General features: G+C 34.4%; 16 protein-coding genes and 4 tRNA genes. 6 read left to right on the top strand and 14 right to left on the bottom strand.

The genetic code is table 11. From position 1 onward, the window contains the following. Positions 1–16 precede the first annotated feature (16 nt). The 6 genes from rpmG to MKD52_RS00935 form a co-directional block, all read right to left on the bottom strand. On the bottom strand, positions 17–187 hold the full coding sequence (gene rpmG / locus MKD52_RS00960) for a 50S ribosomal protein L33 (protein ID WP_005021381.1): 171 nt from the start codon (positions 185–187) through the stop codon (positions 17–19). 10 nt (positions 188–197) lie between these two features. Then, entirely contained in the window at positions 198–1397 is a 1200-nt protein-coding gene (gene tuf / locus MKD52_RS00955) for an elongation factor Tu (RefSeq protein WP_112057037.1), read from the bottom strand. Between the two features lie 114 nt (positions 1398–1511). Beyond that, positions 1512–1586 (bottom strand) — tRNA-Thr (locus MKD52_RS00950). A gap of 69 nt (positions 1587–1655) precedes the next feature. After that, positions 1656–1732: transfer RNA gene (locus MKD52_RS00945), tRNA-Gly, on the bottom strand. Positions 1733–1745: 13 nt separating this feature from the next. Beyond that, a tRNA-Tyr gene (locus tag MKD52_RS00940) sits at positions 1746–1830 on the bottom strand. 38 nt (positions 1831–1868) lie between these two features. Then, positions 1869–1944: transfer RNA gene (locus MKD52_RS00935), tRNA-Thr, on the bottom strand. Between the two features lie 200 nt (positions 1945–2144). Here MKD52_RS00935 and MKD52_RS00930 point away from each other — a divergent pair. From MKD52_RS00930 to rny, 4 genes are all read left to right on the top strand, one after another. Next, positions 2145–4133, top strand: a complete 1989-nt coding sequence (locus MKD52_RS00930; RefSeq protein ID WP_242098945.1) for a TonB-dependent receptor — start codon at positions 2145–2147, stop codon at positions 4131–4133. A 68-nt stretch (positions 4134–4201) separates the two neighbouring features. Then, complete coding sequence (locus MKD52_RS00925; protein ID WP_242098944.1) at positions 4202–4708, top strand: hypothetical protein; 507 nt, start codon at positions 4202–4204, stop codon at positions 4706–4708. After that, complete coding sequence (locus MKD52_RS00920; protein ID WP_242098943.1) at positions 4696–5376, top strand: 5-formyltetrahydrofolate cyclo-ligase; 681 nt, start codon at positions 4696–4698, stop codon at positions 5374–5376. The genes MKD52_RS00925 and MKD52_RS00920 overlap by 13 nt, the downstream gene beginning before the upstream one ends. After that, positions 5291–6862, top strand: coding sequence for a ribonuclease Y (gene rny, locus MKD52_RS00915; protein WP_242098942.1), 1572 nt, complete (start codon positions 5291–5293; stop codon positions 6860–6862). The genes MKD52_RS00920 and rny overlap by 86 nt, the downstream gene beginning before the upstream one ends. A 29-nt stretch (positions 6863–6891) precedes the next feature. On the opposite strand, the gene MKD52_RS00910 is transcribed toward rny, so the two are convergent. The 3 genes from MKD52_RS00910 to MKD52_RS00900 are packed head-to-tail and all read right to left on the bottom strand — an operon-like array spanning position 6892 to position 9569. Continuing rightward, on the bottom strand, positions 6892–7425 hold the full coding sequence (locus tag MKD52_RS00910; RefSeq protein WP_347340924.1) for an FkbM family methyltransferase: 534 nt from the start codon (positions 7423–7425) through the stop codon (positions 6892–6894). A gap of 24 nt (positions 7426–7449) precedes the next feature. Further along, entirely contained in the window at positions 7450–8022 is a 573-nt protein-coding gene (locus tag MKD52_RS00905; RefSeq protein ID WP_242098940.1) for a hypothetical protein, read from the bottom strand. Beyond that, positions 8019–9569, bottom strand: coding sequence for a glycosyltransferase (locus MKD52_RS00900; protein ID WP_242098939.1), 1551 nt, complete (start codon positions 9567–9569; stop codon positions 8019–8021). Before MKD52_RS00900 ends, MKD52_RS00905 begins: the two co-directional genes overlap by 4 nt. A gap of 121 nt (positions 9570–9690) precedes the next feature. Here MKD52_RS00900 and MKD52_RS00895 point away from each other — a divergent pair, with 121 nt between their 5' ends. Then, entirely contained in the window at positions 9691–10707 is a 1017-nt protein-coding gene (locus MKD52_RS00895) for a glycosyltransferase (RefSeq protein WP_242098938.1), read from the top strand. Between the two features lie 41 nt (positions 10708–10748). Here the strand turns inward: MKD52_RS00895 and MKD52_RS00890 are convergent, their stop codons facing one another. Further along, entirely contained in the window at positions 10749–11684 is a 936-nt protein-coding gene (locus MKD52_RS00890) for a glycosyltransferase (RefSeq protein ID WP_242098937.1), read from the bottom strand. 62 nt (positions 11685–11746) lie between these two features. Between MKD52_RS00890 and MKD52_RS00885 the strand changes: the two genes are divergently transcribed. After that, entirely contained in the window at positions 11747–13042 is a 1296-nt protein-coding gene (locus MKD52_RS00885) for a glycosyltransferase family 8 protein (protein ID WP_242098936.1), read from the top strand. Between the two features lie 42 nt (positions 13043–13084). Here MKD52_RS00885 and MKD52_RS00880 read toward each other — a convergent pair whose 3' ends face one another. From MKD52_RS00880 to MKD52_RS00865, 4 genes are read right to left on the bottom strand one after another with little or no spacing between them, the layout of a single operon-like run. Next, the gene (locus MKD52_RS00880; RefSeq protein ID WP_242098935.1) at positions 13085–14170 is read right to left on the bottom strand and encodes a glycosyltransferase family 4 protein; all 1086 of its coding nucleotides are present in this window, start codon (positions 14168–14170) and stop codon (positions 13085–13087) included. 34 nt (positions 14171–14204) lie between these two features. After that, positions 14205–15797, bottom strand: coding sequence for a glycosyltransferase (locus tag MKD52_RS00875; protein WP_242098934.1), 1593 nt, complete (start codon positions 15795–15797; stop codon positions 14205–14207). After that, positions 15790–16500: a phosphoribosylglycinamide formyltransferase gene (locus tag MKD52_RS00870; protein WP_242098933.1), complete on the bottom strand. Its 711-nt coding sequence runs from the start codon at positions 16498–16500 to the stop codon at positions 15790–15792. Before MKD52_RS00870 ends, MKD52_RS00875 begins: the two co-directional genes overlap by 8 nt. Then, positions 16500–16739, bottom strand: a complete 240-nt coding sequence (locus MKD52_RS00865; protein ID WP_112057016.1) for a hypothetical protein — start codon at positions 16737–16739, stop codon at positions 16500–16502. Before MKD52_RS00865 ends, MKD52_RS00870 begins: the two co-directional genes overlap by 1 nt. Positions 16740–16758: the final 19 nt, after the last annotated feature.

Raw genomic sequence — 16758 nt, 5'->3', positions numbered from 1 at the left:
GCTAAGAGGAGGAATCTTAGCTTTTTAGTTTTACTTCTTTATGAATTGTGTGTTTATTTAATCTTGGGCAGAACTTTTTTAGCTCCAGTTTTTCTGTTTGGGTTTTTGCATTTTTTACAGTGCTGTAATTAATGTCACCACATTCAGAACATTTGAGTCCAATTTTTACGCGATTACCTTTAGCCATTTTTTAAAGCCTATTCGATAATCTTTGTAACAACACCCGCACCTACAGTTCTACCACCTTCACGGATAGCAAATCTTGTTCCCTCTTCAAGTGCGATAGGGTTGATTAATTCAACAGTGATTTTAATGTTATCACCTGGCATTACCATTTCTACACCTTCTGGTAACGTAATAGAACCTGTGATATCTGTTGTTCTTACATAGAATTGTGGTCTATATCCATTAAAGAATGGAGTATGTCTTCCGCCTTCCTCTTTTGAAAGAACATAAATTTCACCTTCAAATTTTTTGTGAGGAGTGATTGAGCCTGGCTTACAGAGAACCATACCTCTTTCTACTTCTTCTTTTTTGGTTCCTCTTAAAAGAACCCCAACATTATCACCAGCCTCACCTTGATCTAGCTCTTTTCTAAACATTTCAACGCCAGTAACAGTTGTTTTTTGAGTTGGTCTAATACCTACGATTTCAATCTCATCACCAACTTTTACAATACCTCTTTCAATTCTTCCTGTTACAACTGTTCCACGACCAGCAATTGAGAAAACATCTTCAATTGGCATAAGGAAAGTTTTATCAGTTTCACGAACAGGAGTTGGAATGTATTCATCTACTGCATCCATAAGCTTCATGATTTTCTCACTCCACTCACCTAAAGTTCCAGATTTTGCTTCATCAAGTGCTTTTAATGCAGAACCAGCGATAATTGGAGTATCATCTCCTGGGAATTCATAGCTTGATAAAAGCTCTCTAATTTCCATTTCAACTAATTCTAATAATTCTGGATCATCAACCATATCTTGTTTATTCATAAATACCACAATGTAAGGAACACCTACTTGGCGAGATAGCAAAATGTGCTCTCTTGTTTGTGGCATAGGACCATCTGCAGCAGAAACAACCAAAATCGCTCCATCCATTTGCGCAGCACCTGTGATCATGTTTTTAACATAGTCAGCGTGTCCAGGACAATCTACGTGTGCGTAGTGTCTTTTTTCTGTTTCATATTCAATGTGTGAAGTCGCAATAGTAATACCACGCTCTTTTTCTTCTGGAGCATTATCGATATTATCATAGTCCTTCATCTCTGCTAGACCTTTAGTAGATAGAACAGCAGAAATCGCAGCACTTAAAGTTGTCTTACCATGGTCAACATGCCCGATAGTTCCAATATTTACATGTGGTTTTGATTTGACATATTTTTCCTTAGCCATAAGCTTCTCCTAAAATTTAAAGTTTAAAATAGCCGTTATTCTACACTATTTTTACCAATTTTAAAATTAAGAATCGTAACATTTTCTACAATTCCATCATAAACTCTGAAAAACTGGAGCCCATAAGCGGGATTGAACCGCCGACCTCTTCCTTACCAAGGAAGTGCTCTGCCACTGAGCTATATGGGCAAAAAAATAACAATACATAAGTGTTGGGCTGATTTAAAAAAACTACAAGTAGAATCAGCTCCCAGTATATGGAGCGGGAAACGGGGCTCGAACCCGCGACCCTCAGCTTGGAAGGCTGATGCTCTAGCCAACTGAGCTACTCCCGCAAATAGCTATTAATGGTGGTGAGACGTGGATTCGAACCACGGAAGGTAGAACCAGCAGATTTACAGTCTGCCCTCGTTGGCCACTTGAGTATCTCACCCCAATTATAAACTGGTCAAACACTGAAATAAAAATAAATGGAGCTGGTAAAGGGACTCGAACCCCCGGCCTGCTGCTTACAAGGCAGCTGCTCTACCAACTGAGCTACACCAGCAAAATTTAAAAATGAAGTGGAATTGTATCCTCTTTTTTTAAAAATGTCAATACTTTATAAAAATTTATTGTAGAATTCTTTTTGGCTTTTTAAATATTCTAGCAATCACTTCTTTATATCCTTAAATATACAATAAGAATGTTTAGGCAATGATTGCTAATTTTTAAATCGCCAAAATTTCATTAATTTAGGAAATTTAAATGCGAAAACACAAACATTTACAACCTAGGGGATTTAGAAAAAAATATTTTTCTTTGGCTGCAATTTTAGCTTTAAACAGCACCCTTCTTGCACAAAGTCAAAATATCGCTTTAAATGAAAAATCTTCACAATCTCAAGATTCTCAATCTTTAAAGCTTTCTATTATCCATGCAGATGAATTTGTAGAGAATGCAGACTTCAAAGAAGAATTTAGTGCAGAGGAAATTAAACAATCCAATGCTCAAAATGTCTATGAATTCTTAAATCTTCATTCTCTGCTTAAAACCACTTCCAGTTATGGCAATCCTTACACTCAAAACATTGATTTGCGTGGCTTTGGGCAAAACGCACACAAGAATCTTGCAATCATTGTTGATGGAATTAGAATAAATAATATTGATTCAGCGCCTGTTTCACTAAGCTCTATTCCACTTGATTCAATTCAAAAAATTGAAATTATCCGCGGCAAAGGTATGACAAAATATGGTAATGGTGCAGTGAGTGGAATCTTGAAAATCACCACCACACGCAAAGAAGGTGGAACTATTAATCTAGGCTATTCAAGCTATGACACGCTCAATTCACAAATGACTGCGCGTTATGTGGGAGACACTTTGAATATTGGATTTTATGGTCAATATCAACATTCTCAAGGTGCTAGAAAAATCACACAAGGATCTGATGAAAAAGATGGAAATTACAACAAAAATGGTGGAATCTCACTTTTTTATTACCCCAATGATTCTTTAATCTTAAAAGCTAGTGCTAATTATTCCAAATATGGAATCAAATACGCTGATCCACTTACCAAAGAGCAGTTTGACAAAGATCCAAGCCAAGCTCCTGCGCCATCACTTTGGGGAGATTCCTTTAGTCATCAAAAGCGATGGGATTTGCATCATAATTTTGGCTTAACCTATTATGCGCAAAATGGCGTTACTACCGATATTAACTTTGGTGGGAATCGCAATGAAAGCGATTATGTCAATTCTCCTAATGCACTCTATACTGGAAAAGGCTTGTATGGAAACTTTAACAGCGCTTACAAAAATGATTCCTATCTTGCAGAAATAGGGGGAGAGATCAAACAAAGCCAACGCACAAATAACAATGTCAAAGCTGAAGTGAGTGAAATGTTGCTTTATCTTAGCGGAGAAAAATATCTAGGGAACTCCACGCTCAATCTTGGAATCAACACACAAAGAGTCATCAACAAACAAACTAATTCTTATAGCAGGGATGAAAATCTTATTGGTGGAGAACTTGGCTATCATTACCAAATCCACCCGCAAATTAGCGTTTTTACTTCCTATTCTCGCACCTTTGTTACTCCAAATGTTGATTGGCTACTCCGCTATGATCCTATCACATTTGCCCCTTTGCCTAACACACTCATTGAACCAGCCACTTTTGATACTTTTCAAATTGGAACAGATATGATTGTGGGGATTCACAAGCTTAGCGGAAGTGTGTTTTATATCCAAGGGCACGATGAAAACTATTTTGGACTAAACAAAATCACAGGCATTTCTAATACTAACCAAACTCTAGGAAAAACAAGAAGAATCGGTGGTGAAGTTAAATTTATCACTTATTTCTCGCAAAACCTTTATTCAACCTTGAGTTATGCTTATGTTGATGCTACCATGCAAGGTAATGAAGGATATAAAGGCAATACAATTCCCGGTGTCTCTAAGCACACTTTTGTAACAAGCCTTAATTATCTCCCTATTCCTAATCTTAATCTTGGAATCTCTTATAAATATGGCTCTAGGGCTTATGATTATAATGATTATGATAATGTGCTTACAAAAATGCCAAACTATCAAAGCCTCAATGTAACCCTTAGCTACACTCTCAAAGATTTTGAAATTTACGCTTTTGCAAACAATCTCACCGACCACAAAAATGCTCTAGTTGTTGATGGAGCTTATTATCCTTATGAGTTTGAAACAACCTTTGGTGGAGGAGTGAAATACAAATTCTAATGCAAAATTTTTCGCTTCACAATTATCTTATTTACAAATTTTTAAACTCCCTTTTTGGGGGAGTTGCTTTGGGGACAATCTTTACCATTTATGCACTTTTACCCCCCAAAACTTTCTCCATTGGCGGAATCATTCTTGCCCTTGGAGCGTGGATTCTAAGCTTTTTTTACACACAGCTACTCCAAACCAAACCCTATAAGATCATTCTTACCTTTATGGAGATTCTGCCCTTTGCTTATTTGCTTTCTTATTTGCTTTTTCCGCAGACTTTCTATGGAGCACTTTTAGTCTATGGGCTTTATCAGATAGGCTTTATTTTTGGGGATTATCTTGTGCGCAATGAAACCCTAATCTTTCATTCCAAAAGTTTTCTTTCTAAGATTGATAAAACAAGACAAATTGGGTATTTAGGTGGTTTAGTATTGAGTTTTGTTTTTTATTTTGGATTAGAGCAGTTTGGAATCTTGCTTAAAGAATCGCAAGTCTATTACATTCATTTTCTTTTGCTTTTATTGCAATGCTTAGTGTTTATTACTCTTATCTTTTCATTCAAAGGAAACCCTTGCAAAATCTAAAAGAATCCTATCGCCAACACTACAAAGCTAATCTCAAAAAAATTCAAGATTCTAAGCAGCTTAGATACTTGGATTATCGCTTAGAAAAACAACTTAATAAACTCCTAAAGAGCCTAATTTATGCTCACAAAAAAACTTCTAAGGCACCTATTTCTATTTTATTTTATTATCCTTTAAAAAGCGAATTTGATTGCAGAAAGCTACTTAATTCTTACCGCAAATCAAGAAATATACAAATTTTTATCCCTTTTATGTGTGGTATCAGCTTTAAAATTGTAAAATACCGCTTACCATTGCAAAAAAAGGCATTTGGTATTTATGAAGCCAAAAATTCAGCATTTTATTTTAAAAAAATTAATATTGCAATCATTCCCACACTTGGAATGGATAAAAATTTCAAACGCATAGGATTTGGCAAGGGTATGTATGATAGATTTTTTGATACTTTAAAACACAAACCTACCAATATTTTTATTTGTCGTGGCATTCATTATACTCATCAAACTATCACAGAAAAACACGATGTGCAGTCAAATTTCTTCATCACGCCCTTTGCTAGTCTCAAACTAGAGGATCAAAAATATGATAACTTGGATTATTGTCAGCTCCGCTTTATCAGCCTTAGTCGCCGGCGGAGGAAGCTACCTTATTTCACGCAGACTTTCTAGTGCCAATGTAGAGATTCTGCTTGAACAATCAAAGGCTAAGGCAAAGGCTATTGAATACGAAGCAGAAAAAACACTTCAAGAATCAAAAATCAAAGCCAAAGAAATAGAGCTAGAATCAAAGCAAAAATACGAAAGAGAAACAGCCAAAATTGTGAAAGAATATGAAAATAATCGCTTAGAATTTGAAAAAGAAAAGCTAAGAGAGAATCAAAAGCTAGAACACAAACAATGCTCACTTGATCGCGAAAGACAACTCATCAATCGTGATAAAAATGTTTTACTCCAAGAGCAAGAATCACTTAAAAAACTCAAAACAAACTATCAAGAAAAGCTTGAAGATCTAACTAACAAACTAGCCACTATTAGCACTATCACAAAGAGCGAAGCCAAAAAAATCCTTTTTAAAAAGATACAAGAAGAATCGCGTCAAGAAATCGCACAGATTCTAAGAAAACAAGAAAAAGAGCTTAGAGAAGAAGCCAAAGCCAAAGCAGCTTATATTCTAGCTCAAGCCACTTCACGCTTTGCAGGGGAATTTGCCGCTGAGAGACTTATCCACACAATCATTCTCCCTAATGATGAGATGAAAGCTCGAATCATCGGAAAAGATGGGCGCAATATTAAAACACTTGAAATGATTTGTGGAGTAGATATTATTATTGATGACACACCTGGTGTGATTGTCGTTAGCTCACACAATCTCTACCGCCGATCTATTGCTGTGCAGACTATCCAAAGATTAATCGAAGATGGCAGAATCCAACCTGCTAGAATCGAAGAGATTTATCAAAAATGCGCTGAAGAGTTTGAACAAAATATTTTTGATGAGGGAGATAAAGTTACTCTTGATTTGGGACTTGGAAACATCCACCCTGAAATCAAAAAACTCATCGGAAAATTACGCTACCGCGCAAGCTATGGGCAAAATGCACTAGCACATAGCCTAGAAGTAGCCAATCTTGCTGGAATCATCGCCGCAGAATTAGGCGGAGATTGCCTGCTAGCAACAAAAGCCGGACTCTTGCATGATATAGGAAAGGCAAGGACACACGAGTTCAAAGGCACTCATGTAGAGCTTGGAGCAGAAATCATACGGCGGTATAATGAGCACCCTGTAGTTTTAAATGCGATTCTCTCTCATCATGGCGATGAAGAAGTTAAAAGCATAGAAGCAGCAGCTGTGTGTGCAGCTGATGCACTCTCTGCTGCACGCCCTGGGGCAAGACGAGAAGTGCTAGAAAACTACCTAAGGCGCGTGAGTGAAATAGAGAAAATTGCACTCTCAAAAATGGGCGTTTTACACGCCTATGCTATTAATGCAGGACGGGAAGTGCGAGTGATTGTCAAAGCAGAAGAAATTGATGATGATGAATCCTATTTACTTGCTAAAGAAATTGCTCAAGAAATACAATCTAATGTCCAATACCCCGGTGAAATCAAAGTAAGTGTAATACGCGAAACAAGAGCCTGTGCAATAGCGGAATGAAGAGAAATCAAAGCTTAAATAGCCCCTTGCTATCTTACTTCACAAAAAAGCGCGATTTCTCCTGCAACACTATGATCAATTGGTTTGTAAATTTTAAATTTATAACCTAAGTTTAAATGCTCAATAAAAGGCTTGATTCCAAAAAAATCACCAGCTTGATGATAAATACTAATAAGCATTGCTGGTTTTTGTTCTTTTATCACCTGCAAAGCACCTCTTAAAAATTCCATCTCAAAGCCTTCAATATCAACTTTAATAAAACCAACTTCTATATCATTTTCTCGAACAAACTCATCCAAGGTTATAACTTCCACCTCTTCTATATCACCGGTACCCATATTAAATTGAATACTTGAACCGCTATCATTAATGGAGATTTTTAATTTTTCTTTTTTGGAGCCTAATGCTTTTTTGACTGGAACAACTTTAGAAGCACTATTTAATTCTATAGTCTTTAGCATTAATTCATAATTATTCTTAACTGCTTCAAAAGAATAGACTTTCTTATCAGTATATTCTTGTAGCAAAATCGCACTATCTCCCACAAAACCACCTACATCAATAATATTTTTTTCTCTTATCTTACCTCAATTTTCTATCTTATGTAAGCCGTGCTTGTGCCAAAATACACTCACCTCAAAAGCATTAATAGGCAAAAACCAACCATTATAGAACCAAATAGAACCAAATTGAATGATATTGGGATAAAACTCTTGTTTAATTTTTTCCAACTCTTCTCTTTCTCTATTTATCAAATTAAACCATTTTTTATCTTTCAAATAATATGACAGCTTAAGTCTTGCAATAATTTGATTTACTTGTTCAATACTTTCACAATCTAAATCTTCACACAACATTTTAATCTTATTGACCACTTCTCTATCTTCATTTAACGCTCTAGCAATATCTTGTGTCATATAATGAGAACAGTCTAAATATCTACCTCCCCCCTTCATATTATATGCCTTTGAAAGTCTAAAAAAATTTTGTGGTTTTACATAACTACTCCACAATGGAATCCCAAAGACATACAATTTAAATTTCAAGTTATCTTTTACATATTTGAATGTCTTTTTTACAACCAACAAACCACCTAAATAATATTTATCTTTAACCAATAATTCATTTCTATAGCGTATATTCTTTTGCTTTAGCGTCATTTATCTTCCTTTGTGTAAATATAAAAATCAGCAAAAGATGTAAAATCTGGATTATTTTCATCATAAGGATAGCGATTAGGGATGACTTGCATCAATCTCCATCCCTTTACATTCTTCAAAACCCAATCACTGAATTTTCGATGTTTGACATGTTGCGCCAAAAATTCTTCCTTATTAGAAGAATAGATAACTACAAATTTACTAGCACTTTCAAAAAGATTTTGCATATATTGATCAAAGATACCATCATCAATTAAATGGTAAATTACATCTAAAGAAATACTCAGATCTGCTTTCTTTCTCTCTTGCTTAAAATATTCATTGATTTCATAAAATTCTTTTGTTTTATCATCTGCAAATTTTATCTTAAGTCCATCAATAGCAGTTTGAGAAACATCAATTCCAATATAATGCGGATATTGAGCCAACGACAATTGATTCCCATCGCCACTACCCCATTCTATAACATCTATAATGTTATTTTCACTTACAAATTTATTAAGTATTTCTGCTTTGAATTCTGCTAGATTATTATAGCTTCCCGCTCCTGAAGGACCAATTTTGCCCCTTCTCTGATTTTTTGTGACTTCTGATTTTTTATAGCGAATCTCCCAATATTCACTAGGATTAAATACAGCTCTTTCTTTTAATTCCGGATAGCTTTCAAAAACTGCATTCAGTTGCAAATCATTATTCTTTTCATTTTTAGAGAATAAATGCCCCACCTCATCAAAGTCCATAAAGCTTGATTGTATTTTATTGACATTATTTTCTACTACATTTATTTTTGTTCCTTTTAAAAGAGCCATGGCCCAAAACCAAATATCATCTGCCCTGGGCGATAATTGCATAAATTTATCCTCTCTTAAAATATCTTCAAAAAAACAATTCTTAGGGTAAAGAACCCCTCCTCCTCCTGTTTGGAAATTTAAAAAAGAAGGCACAGTGCTTTTATTTTCTATTAAATGTTCCCACTCCATGTAAGGCTTCACATGATTTTGTTTATCGAAAGTTATTCTATGTGCCCTATGACAGTGAATAAAATTAGGATCTTTTTTATATGCCCTATATAACTTCTCTAGCCAATCTTTTGGATACAATATATCATCATCAGCAGTAACAATGATACTATTGGAAAATTCTTTTAAACTAGGAATTAATTTCTTATAAGAATAAAGATTTTGATCACACCATTTAATCTCCAATCCTTTTTTTACAAATTCCAATAATTCTTGCGGCAAATCTTTTTCTTTATTAGGAAATTCTTCTTTACTTAGCCATAAAACTACTCGATAAGGTTTTACATTTTGATTTAGCAATGTATAGATGGCATACTTAATATAAGGTATCCTTTTGGGATAAGAAGTTAAACTAACTATAACCATGTCATCCATAGGCACTTTTTCTTCATCTTGGATTTTTTTAGATAAAAATTCTTCTATACTGCTATCCAACCTTTCTTTTTCTCTTTGTCTTTCTGCTTGTTCTAGTTTTTTAGCAATTCTTTTTGAAACAAATCTAGGTAAAAATTTTAAATAACCTTTCATGGATATCCTTAAATCTGCAAACTAAATTAAACCACATAAATTAACCATAAACTTATATACTCGTATTATACTTTAATTTTATTATGATAAAATTAACCAAAAACCCTTGGAGACACAAACAATGCCTATTTCTTTTTACATTATCATACCAATTTACAATGTAGAATCCCATCTTAGCAAATGTCTCACTTCAATCATTAATCAAACTTATGGTCATTTTGAAGCTATTCTGGTAGATGATGGAAGCACCGATGGAAGTTTAAAAATAGCACAAGATTATGCCAATAAAGACGGTCGATTCACTCTTATCACGCAAAAGAATCAAGGACAATCTGTAGCTAGAAATACCGCATTAGACTTTATCAAACAAAAATGGCTAAACTTCCCCAAAGAACAGCAAAATAATTCTTATGTATGGTTTGTTGATTCGGATGATTTTGTAGAAGAGTTTGCATTAGAACATCTCACAAGACTTCTTATTCAAAATCTGCAAACAGATATTTTAATTACAAATCATTTTTTTATCAATTATCCACAAGCCAATCAAGATTTTATCACCCCTCAACCACTTGTCCCCAAAGAATGCGATAACAAATTACTAACTCCGCATGAATTGGCAAAATTAGCCCCAAATAATCTCATAACAACCACTGTTGGCTATATTCATAAAGCTTCGCATTTATTTGGTAAAGATATTAAATTTATTACTCCACATATCCTGCACCAAGATGTAGCATTTTGCACCCATTCTGTGCTTAGCGCAAATCAAATTTATGTGGATAATACTCCCCTTTACCACTATGTTCAATCAGACAACTCAACCATGAGAACCCAAATGGATACAACAAAACATCGCAAAAGAGCATTTGCATATTTTACGCTTTTTAAATATCTACAATCCCTAAAAATAAACTTTGATGATAAAGATATAATTAATCACCTAGATAATTCTTGTTTTTGGCTTTTTAACCATACCTTACAACATCTAAGAATAGTGGGTTACAAAGATATAGGCTTTAGCAAGAATGATCTTTTGGAGTTTTCCCATTATGCAAAAAATTCTAGGCGAAAATTATGCATTTACTTCCCAAGAGCTTATAATATTCCACAAAGAATTAAAAATATTCTAAAATCTTAATCAAATCATGATTGAAATTTTGGGTCTCATGGCGTTTCTCATCACTTTCCAAACCCTGTTCTGATTTTTCGTTTAATCACATAAAACCTACCATATATTTTATGCAACAATTTGTCTAAAAATCCCAAAGATTGATTTCTATTTTTCATGGAATAACTAATGATATTCCATTCATGCTTTGCTTGTGATAAAAAATACTTGGCTAGCTTTTTATTATAAGCATTATGCATAGTAAAATTTTCCATAGTTTTAATCACTCTAAACAAATCATTAGCCTTATTTTCAAGATTCTGCAAAGATTGATTTTGTGTTATTGATTCTGTGTTGCAACGATAATAATATAAAATCTCAGGCAAAAAAATAAAAGTATTGCAATGATTAAAAACTGCAAACATCGCCAATACATCCTCTGCATGACTAATTTTATCTTTTATTTGCGTTACCCCAAGTTGCTTTAAGCTTAAATGATAAATATCTTTTTTGAGCATTCTGCCACAAAGATTCCAAATAGGGTATTTAAGCCCATAATACCATTTTGAAAAATCATTCAAATTCTGAAAACTTTGAGATTCATAGGCACTAAACACCTCTGCTTTATCCTGCTTCCATGAATAGCTCCCAAAACTTACTAAATCATAATATCCCTCCTTAGAAGCTTTATAGGCAATTTCACACGCATCTAAGCTTAAAAAATCATCAGAATCCAAAAACATAATATAATCCGCTGTAGCAATCTTTGATCCCTCAAATCTAGCTAACATTAATTTCATATTCTCTTTATTATAAACTATCTTGATTCTAGAATCCCTTTTAGCAAACTCCTCTGCTATCTTGATACTCCTATCACTCCCACAATCATCCACCACGATAATCTCAATTTCCTTAAAAGTTTGATTAATACAAGATTCTAAGCATTCTGCAATATATTTTTCTACATTATAAACAGGAATCACGATTGAAATTTTGGGCTTTTGCATCTTTTACCTTTCATTCACTTAGTCATAATTATACGCTATAATTCCTTATTTAAAGGTTGAATATGTTTCATATTTTCTTTAGTGCTGATAAAAACTACATTCCCTACACTGCTGTTTTAATTACAAGCATTATTAAAAACACCAATCCACAAAAAAGCTTCAAAGATTTTTGCACCACCCTAAGCGATTCTTTACCAAGCTTAGATTATCCAAGATTACAATACGACAACTTAGATGAACTAGACAAAAGCGAAGGTTATGTCTTTCATATTTTAAGCGATTCAATCCCCAAAGATTTGCAAATTAAACTTCAAAGTTTCATTCAAGAGCTTAGCACCTTTTACCCCTGCACTCTTCAAATTCACACTATTAATGACGCAGATTTTGCCCATTTCCCTATTTCAGGTGCTGCCCATAGTAGCCACCTACCCTATTACCGCCTAAAATGGCAAGATTATATCAAACCCGCTCCGCAAAAATGCCTTTATTTAGATTCAGATATGCTTGTTTTGTGCGATTTAAGGGAATTATTTGCCCTAGATTTGAAAGATAATATCGCTGGAATCATCGGCGATTGTGGCTCTAAGAATCGAAAAATCAAATACCAAGAAAATAACCATAAAAAAACTTTTTATTTTGATGAAAATTACTTTAATTCTGGATTTTTACTGATAAACTCCAAGCAATATATTAAAGAACAAATTTGGGAGAAATGTGAGAATCTAGCCCCAAAATGCACCTATATTAAAGCCGCCGATCAAGATTTACTTAACTTCACAATCCCTATAAACAAACGCCTACAACTCCCTTTTGCCTATAATTTTCAATGCATTACCTTGCTTTATGTCCTTTGCAAAGATGAATGCAAGAATCGCCTAAACTACACAAGAGAAGCCTTTAATGAAAGTTTTAAAAACCCAAAAATATTGCATTATGGCGAGAAGCCTTGGCGATACCTCCAAAGCTATCAAGATTACAAAGGAAACAATATTAATGATATTTGGTGGAAATATGCTAAACAATCTCCCATTTTTGGAGAAAATCTGCTCAAACAAAAATCACAAATAAATGATTATAAACTCTTTGCTATTTTAGGCTATTATGCGCTACTATACACCACCAACTTTTTAGGCTACTTTAATCTCTCCAAACTCCTAAAAAGCGATAATGATTCTAAGCTTTTACAAGAAGTCTCCAAGATACCTCATTCGCAATTTGGGCTTTGTTGTGTGCTTGGGGAAGTGATTTTATATGCTAGAAAACACGATAAAAATCTCCTAAACATTATCCCAAAAATCTACAAAATCAAAAAACACTACAAAAAATACGCCACCCACAAACAATCAATAAAATCCTAACTTAAGGATTTTTGTTTTTTGGCTTTTATTTTTTAAGCGATTCTATTTTTTATTTTTTAAAGCTTGAAATAATTCTTCCCATTGCTCTAAAACTTTGCGTTTAGAGAATTTTTCCTCCACGATTTCTTTAGCCTTAGCTCCCATTTTACGCCTTAGCTCTTCATTCTCCATAAGCTTCTGCATAGCCCCTGCATAGCCTTGTAAATCTCCATCTTGCACCAAAAATCCACTCACCCCATTTTCAATAATATCACTTGGTCCTGTATTAATATCAAAAGCAATGCAAGGCAGCCCACAACTACTTGCCTCCACAAGCACCATAGGGAGACCTTCTGCATAGCTTGTCATAGCATAAAAACTTGCTTGTAAATATTCTTGTAAAATCTCATTGCTAAAGGGCTTAAGAATCACAGAATTTTGCAAGTTTTTTTGGATAATTTTACGCTCTAGCTTTTCTTTAAAAGGCTCTTCTTTGGGAGATTCAACTCCTGCTATGATACACAACTCCCATTCTTTGTTTTTAGAGTTTTGTTGCACAATCTCCCAAATATCTATAAGTCGCAAAAATCCTTTTTCATCATTTGGGGTAATCCTACCAACACACAACACTCTTTTTTGATTTAAGTGCGAAGTTTGATTTAAAAAGGCTTTAATAAAATTTGGAATCACCACGACATTTTGGTGGTATTTTTTCCAAATCTCAATTTGTCTGCCACTCAAAACCACCAAAGAATCAAAAGAATTAAATCGCTTTAAAAAACGCTTAAATGCAGAATGCACAAATTTAATATAGCAAGTTTTAGGATTTTTAAAAAAAGGAAAATGGGGAGAATTATTAAAAATAATCACATCAGCATCAGGATACATTTTGTTTAAAAGATAGCTTTCATAAATCTTATAATAAAGCTTATATAATGGCTTTTTCCGCATAGAATCTTGTGATTTTTCATGCATAAAGCTAACTTTAATCTGCGGTGAAATCGCATAGGGCAATACTTCATTAGAACGATAAAAACTCAAAATTTCAACCCTATGTCCATTTTCACAAAGCGCCTCAGCGAAATTCACCACCACGCGTTCTGCACCACCTCGAATACTAAGATCCCCAATTGTCAAAACAATCTTCATTTTTGCTATCTCACTTTCAATTTATCCCAACCCATTACCATAGAATCTTTTTTTCTTTGATAGTTTGCAAATAAATTTTATGGTTAGATTCTAGCATATCACGCGTATTTTCTGGGTGATAAATATGATAAGCCACTGCAACAAACTTTAATCGCCCAAACACTCCACCATTAAATAAAAATCGGGCAACAAACTCACTATCCTCACGCCCCCAACCCACAAAATTTTCATTAAAGCCCTTAATGGCTTCACAATCGGATTTATAAAAGCTCATATTACAAGAACGAACACCTTTGATAAAATCTTTTTTATCAAAAAACTTCGAATCTAAATGCGAAAATCTAAAAATAATTCGCGCTAGAATCCTACATCGCTTTGCCTTGAATCCCCCTAGATTAAAAGTGTTTTTATAAGCCTTTATCTGATTATTTTGTTTTGCTTCTAACATTGCTTGAGAAGCAGGAGAATCCAAAATCACGCGCGATCCTTGTAAAATCATTTTTGGTGTAGCAAAAGCCAAATGATCCACAATAAATAATGGATGAAGAATCATATCACCATCAATAATAATAAGATATTCCCCTTTTGCTGCCTTTATGGCTTGATTACGAATTGCACTAGCCCTAAAGCCCCTATCTTCTTGCCAAATATGTCTAAGCGGACAAGGAAAGGTGCGCGCATAAGAATGTATCAGCTCTCTTGTATCCTCTTTGCTTCCATCATCGGCAATCAGCACTTCTGTGGGCAACACAGCCAAATCCCTTACAGAATCTAAAACTAATGCTAACCTTTCTTTTTGATTATAAGTTGTGATAATAAGTGAAACGCTTTTGGGTTTTTGAATAGTATTTTCATAAAGTTTCATATATTTAAAAAAAGCACCAAGTCCATTACACACCGAAATCACAAAGCCTTTATAACCATACAAAAAGCCTTTTTTTAAAACATAATTCCTAAAGAATGTCCAACTTCCATGAATGATTGCTTTTAATGGGCTTGAAGCTTTGTTGGCATTTTGCTGTGCCCAGAGAGTCGAATAACGCTGCATTTTCTCAAGCAAATGAGAAATACCATTAAAAGCATAATGCTTAAGCCCAGAATCTAGCTTGATAAGTCGCGCGTCTTTTGGCACAATAATACTCTCATGCACAATATTATCATTAAAACGCGTGTAATTCTTGCAAAATACACGCGTTACAAAATCAGGATACCACCCACAAGCCTTAATCCACTCACCATTATAGAGATTTTTGCGTGGCATTGCAATAAGAGTGCAAGAAAGCGGAAAATCCTCTGAAGTGCCAAAAAGTTTTGCAAGTAGCTCAAAGGTGTCAGATTCTAAAACCTCATCTGAATCAATGCTAAAAATCCAATCATTACTCGCATAGCTCACAGCAAGATTTTTCAACGCACCAAACCCAATAAATTCACTTGTATAAATCTTAAGATTCTTATGCAATGTATTAAAATCTTGTGCGATTTTTTGTGTATTATCGCTACTACCATTATCAAGCAAAATAATTTCATCAAAGTTTTGCAAAGAATCTAGGCATTCTTGCAGTGTCGCTTCTGCATTTTTGGCAATCAAAACCGCACTAATTTTTATTTTTTCATCTCTTTTAATCATCTCTGCTTATTGCCTCTAACACTGCTAAAGGATATAGACAATGCTCCAATTGATGAATCGCCGCTTCATACGCTTCTAAGCTCTCAAGCTTAGCTATCACCCCTTGTGCGATTATCTCTCCGCTATCTAGCTCTTCACTCACCCAATGCACACTAACCCCACCTAACTTCATCTCTGAATCAAAACTTTCTTTGATTCCATTAGCCCCTTTAAAAAGTGGCAAAAGCGATGGATGAATATTAATCGCCCTTATAGCAGAAGTAAAAACTGGAGTTAAAATGCGCATAAATCCCGCTAAAACACACAAATCCAACTCATATTCTCTTAAAATTCCAACAAGCTCTTTATCAAAATCTTCACGCTTGGCAAAATTCTTGCTCTCTAGCACTTGTGTTTTGACGCCCAATCTCTTGGCACGCTCTAGCCCATAAGCCTCTGCCTTATTGCTTAGAGCTAATACAATTTCAACCCTAAATGCATCTTGATCTTCTTTTGTTGCTTCTATAAACTCATACTCTAATCCCCCAATCAAAAATCCTTGCGAATCTTTGGGGATAAATTTTCCTTGCTTTTTGAAATATTTTCCATGTAAATTACGGATTAAAGCCTCCAAATTGCTTCCATTTCCACTAAAGAGAATCGCAATTCTTTTGATTCTTGATTCTAAGACCGCACCATTTTTTGTAACTTTTGAATCTAGCATTACTTTTTTCCAAAAAATTCTGGGTTATTTTTTTTAAGCTTTTCAATGTTTTCTAAAATTTCCTTCACTCCATATTCCAAGCTCTCCTCATCAAGCCCATCAATATAAGCATCTAGTGCTTCTTGCATTTTGGCTTCAACCACACCTGAAAGCTTAAGTGCCACACAAAGCATATCGCTAAGCTGAATAGAAAGCTCCTCAATCTCTTCTTCTAATTCTTTAATTCTCTCTTTACTCATTATCTTCTCCCTTTAACTT

This window comes from Helicobacter sp. CaF467b, from assembly GCF_022664765.1.
In the GTDB taxonomy this organism is placed as follows: Bacteria; Campylobacterota; Campylobacteria; order Campylobacterales; family Helicobacteraceae; genus Helicobacter_D; species Helicobacter_D colisuis.
This window is presented reverse-complemented; position numbering and strand designations above follow the sequence as displayed.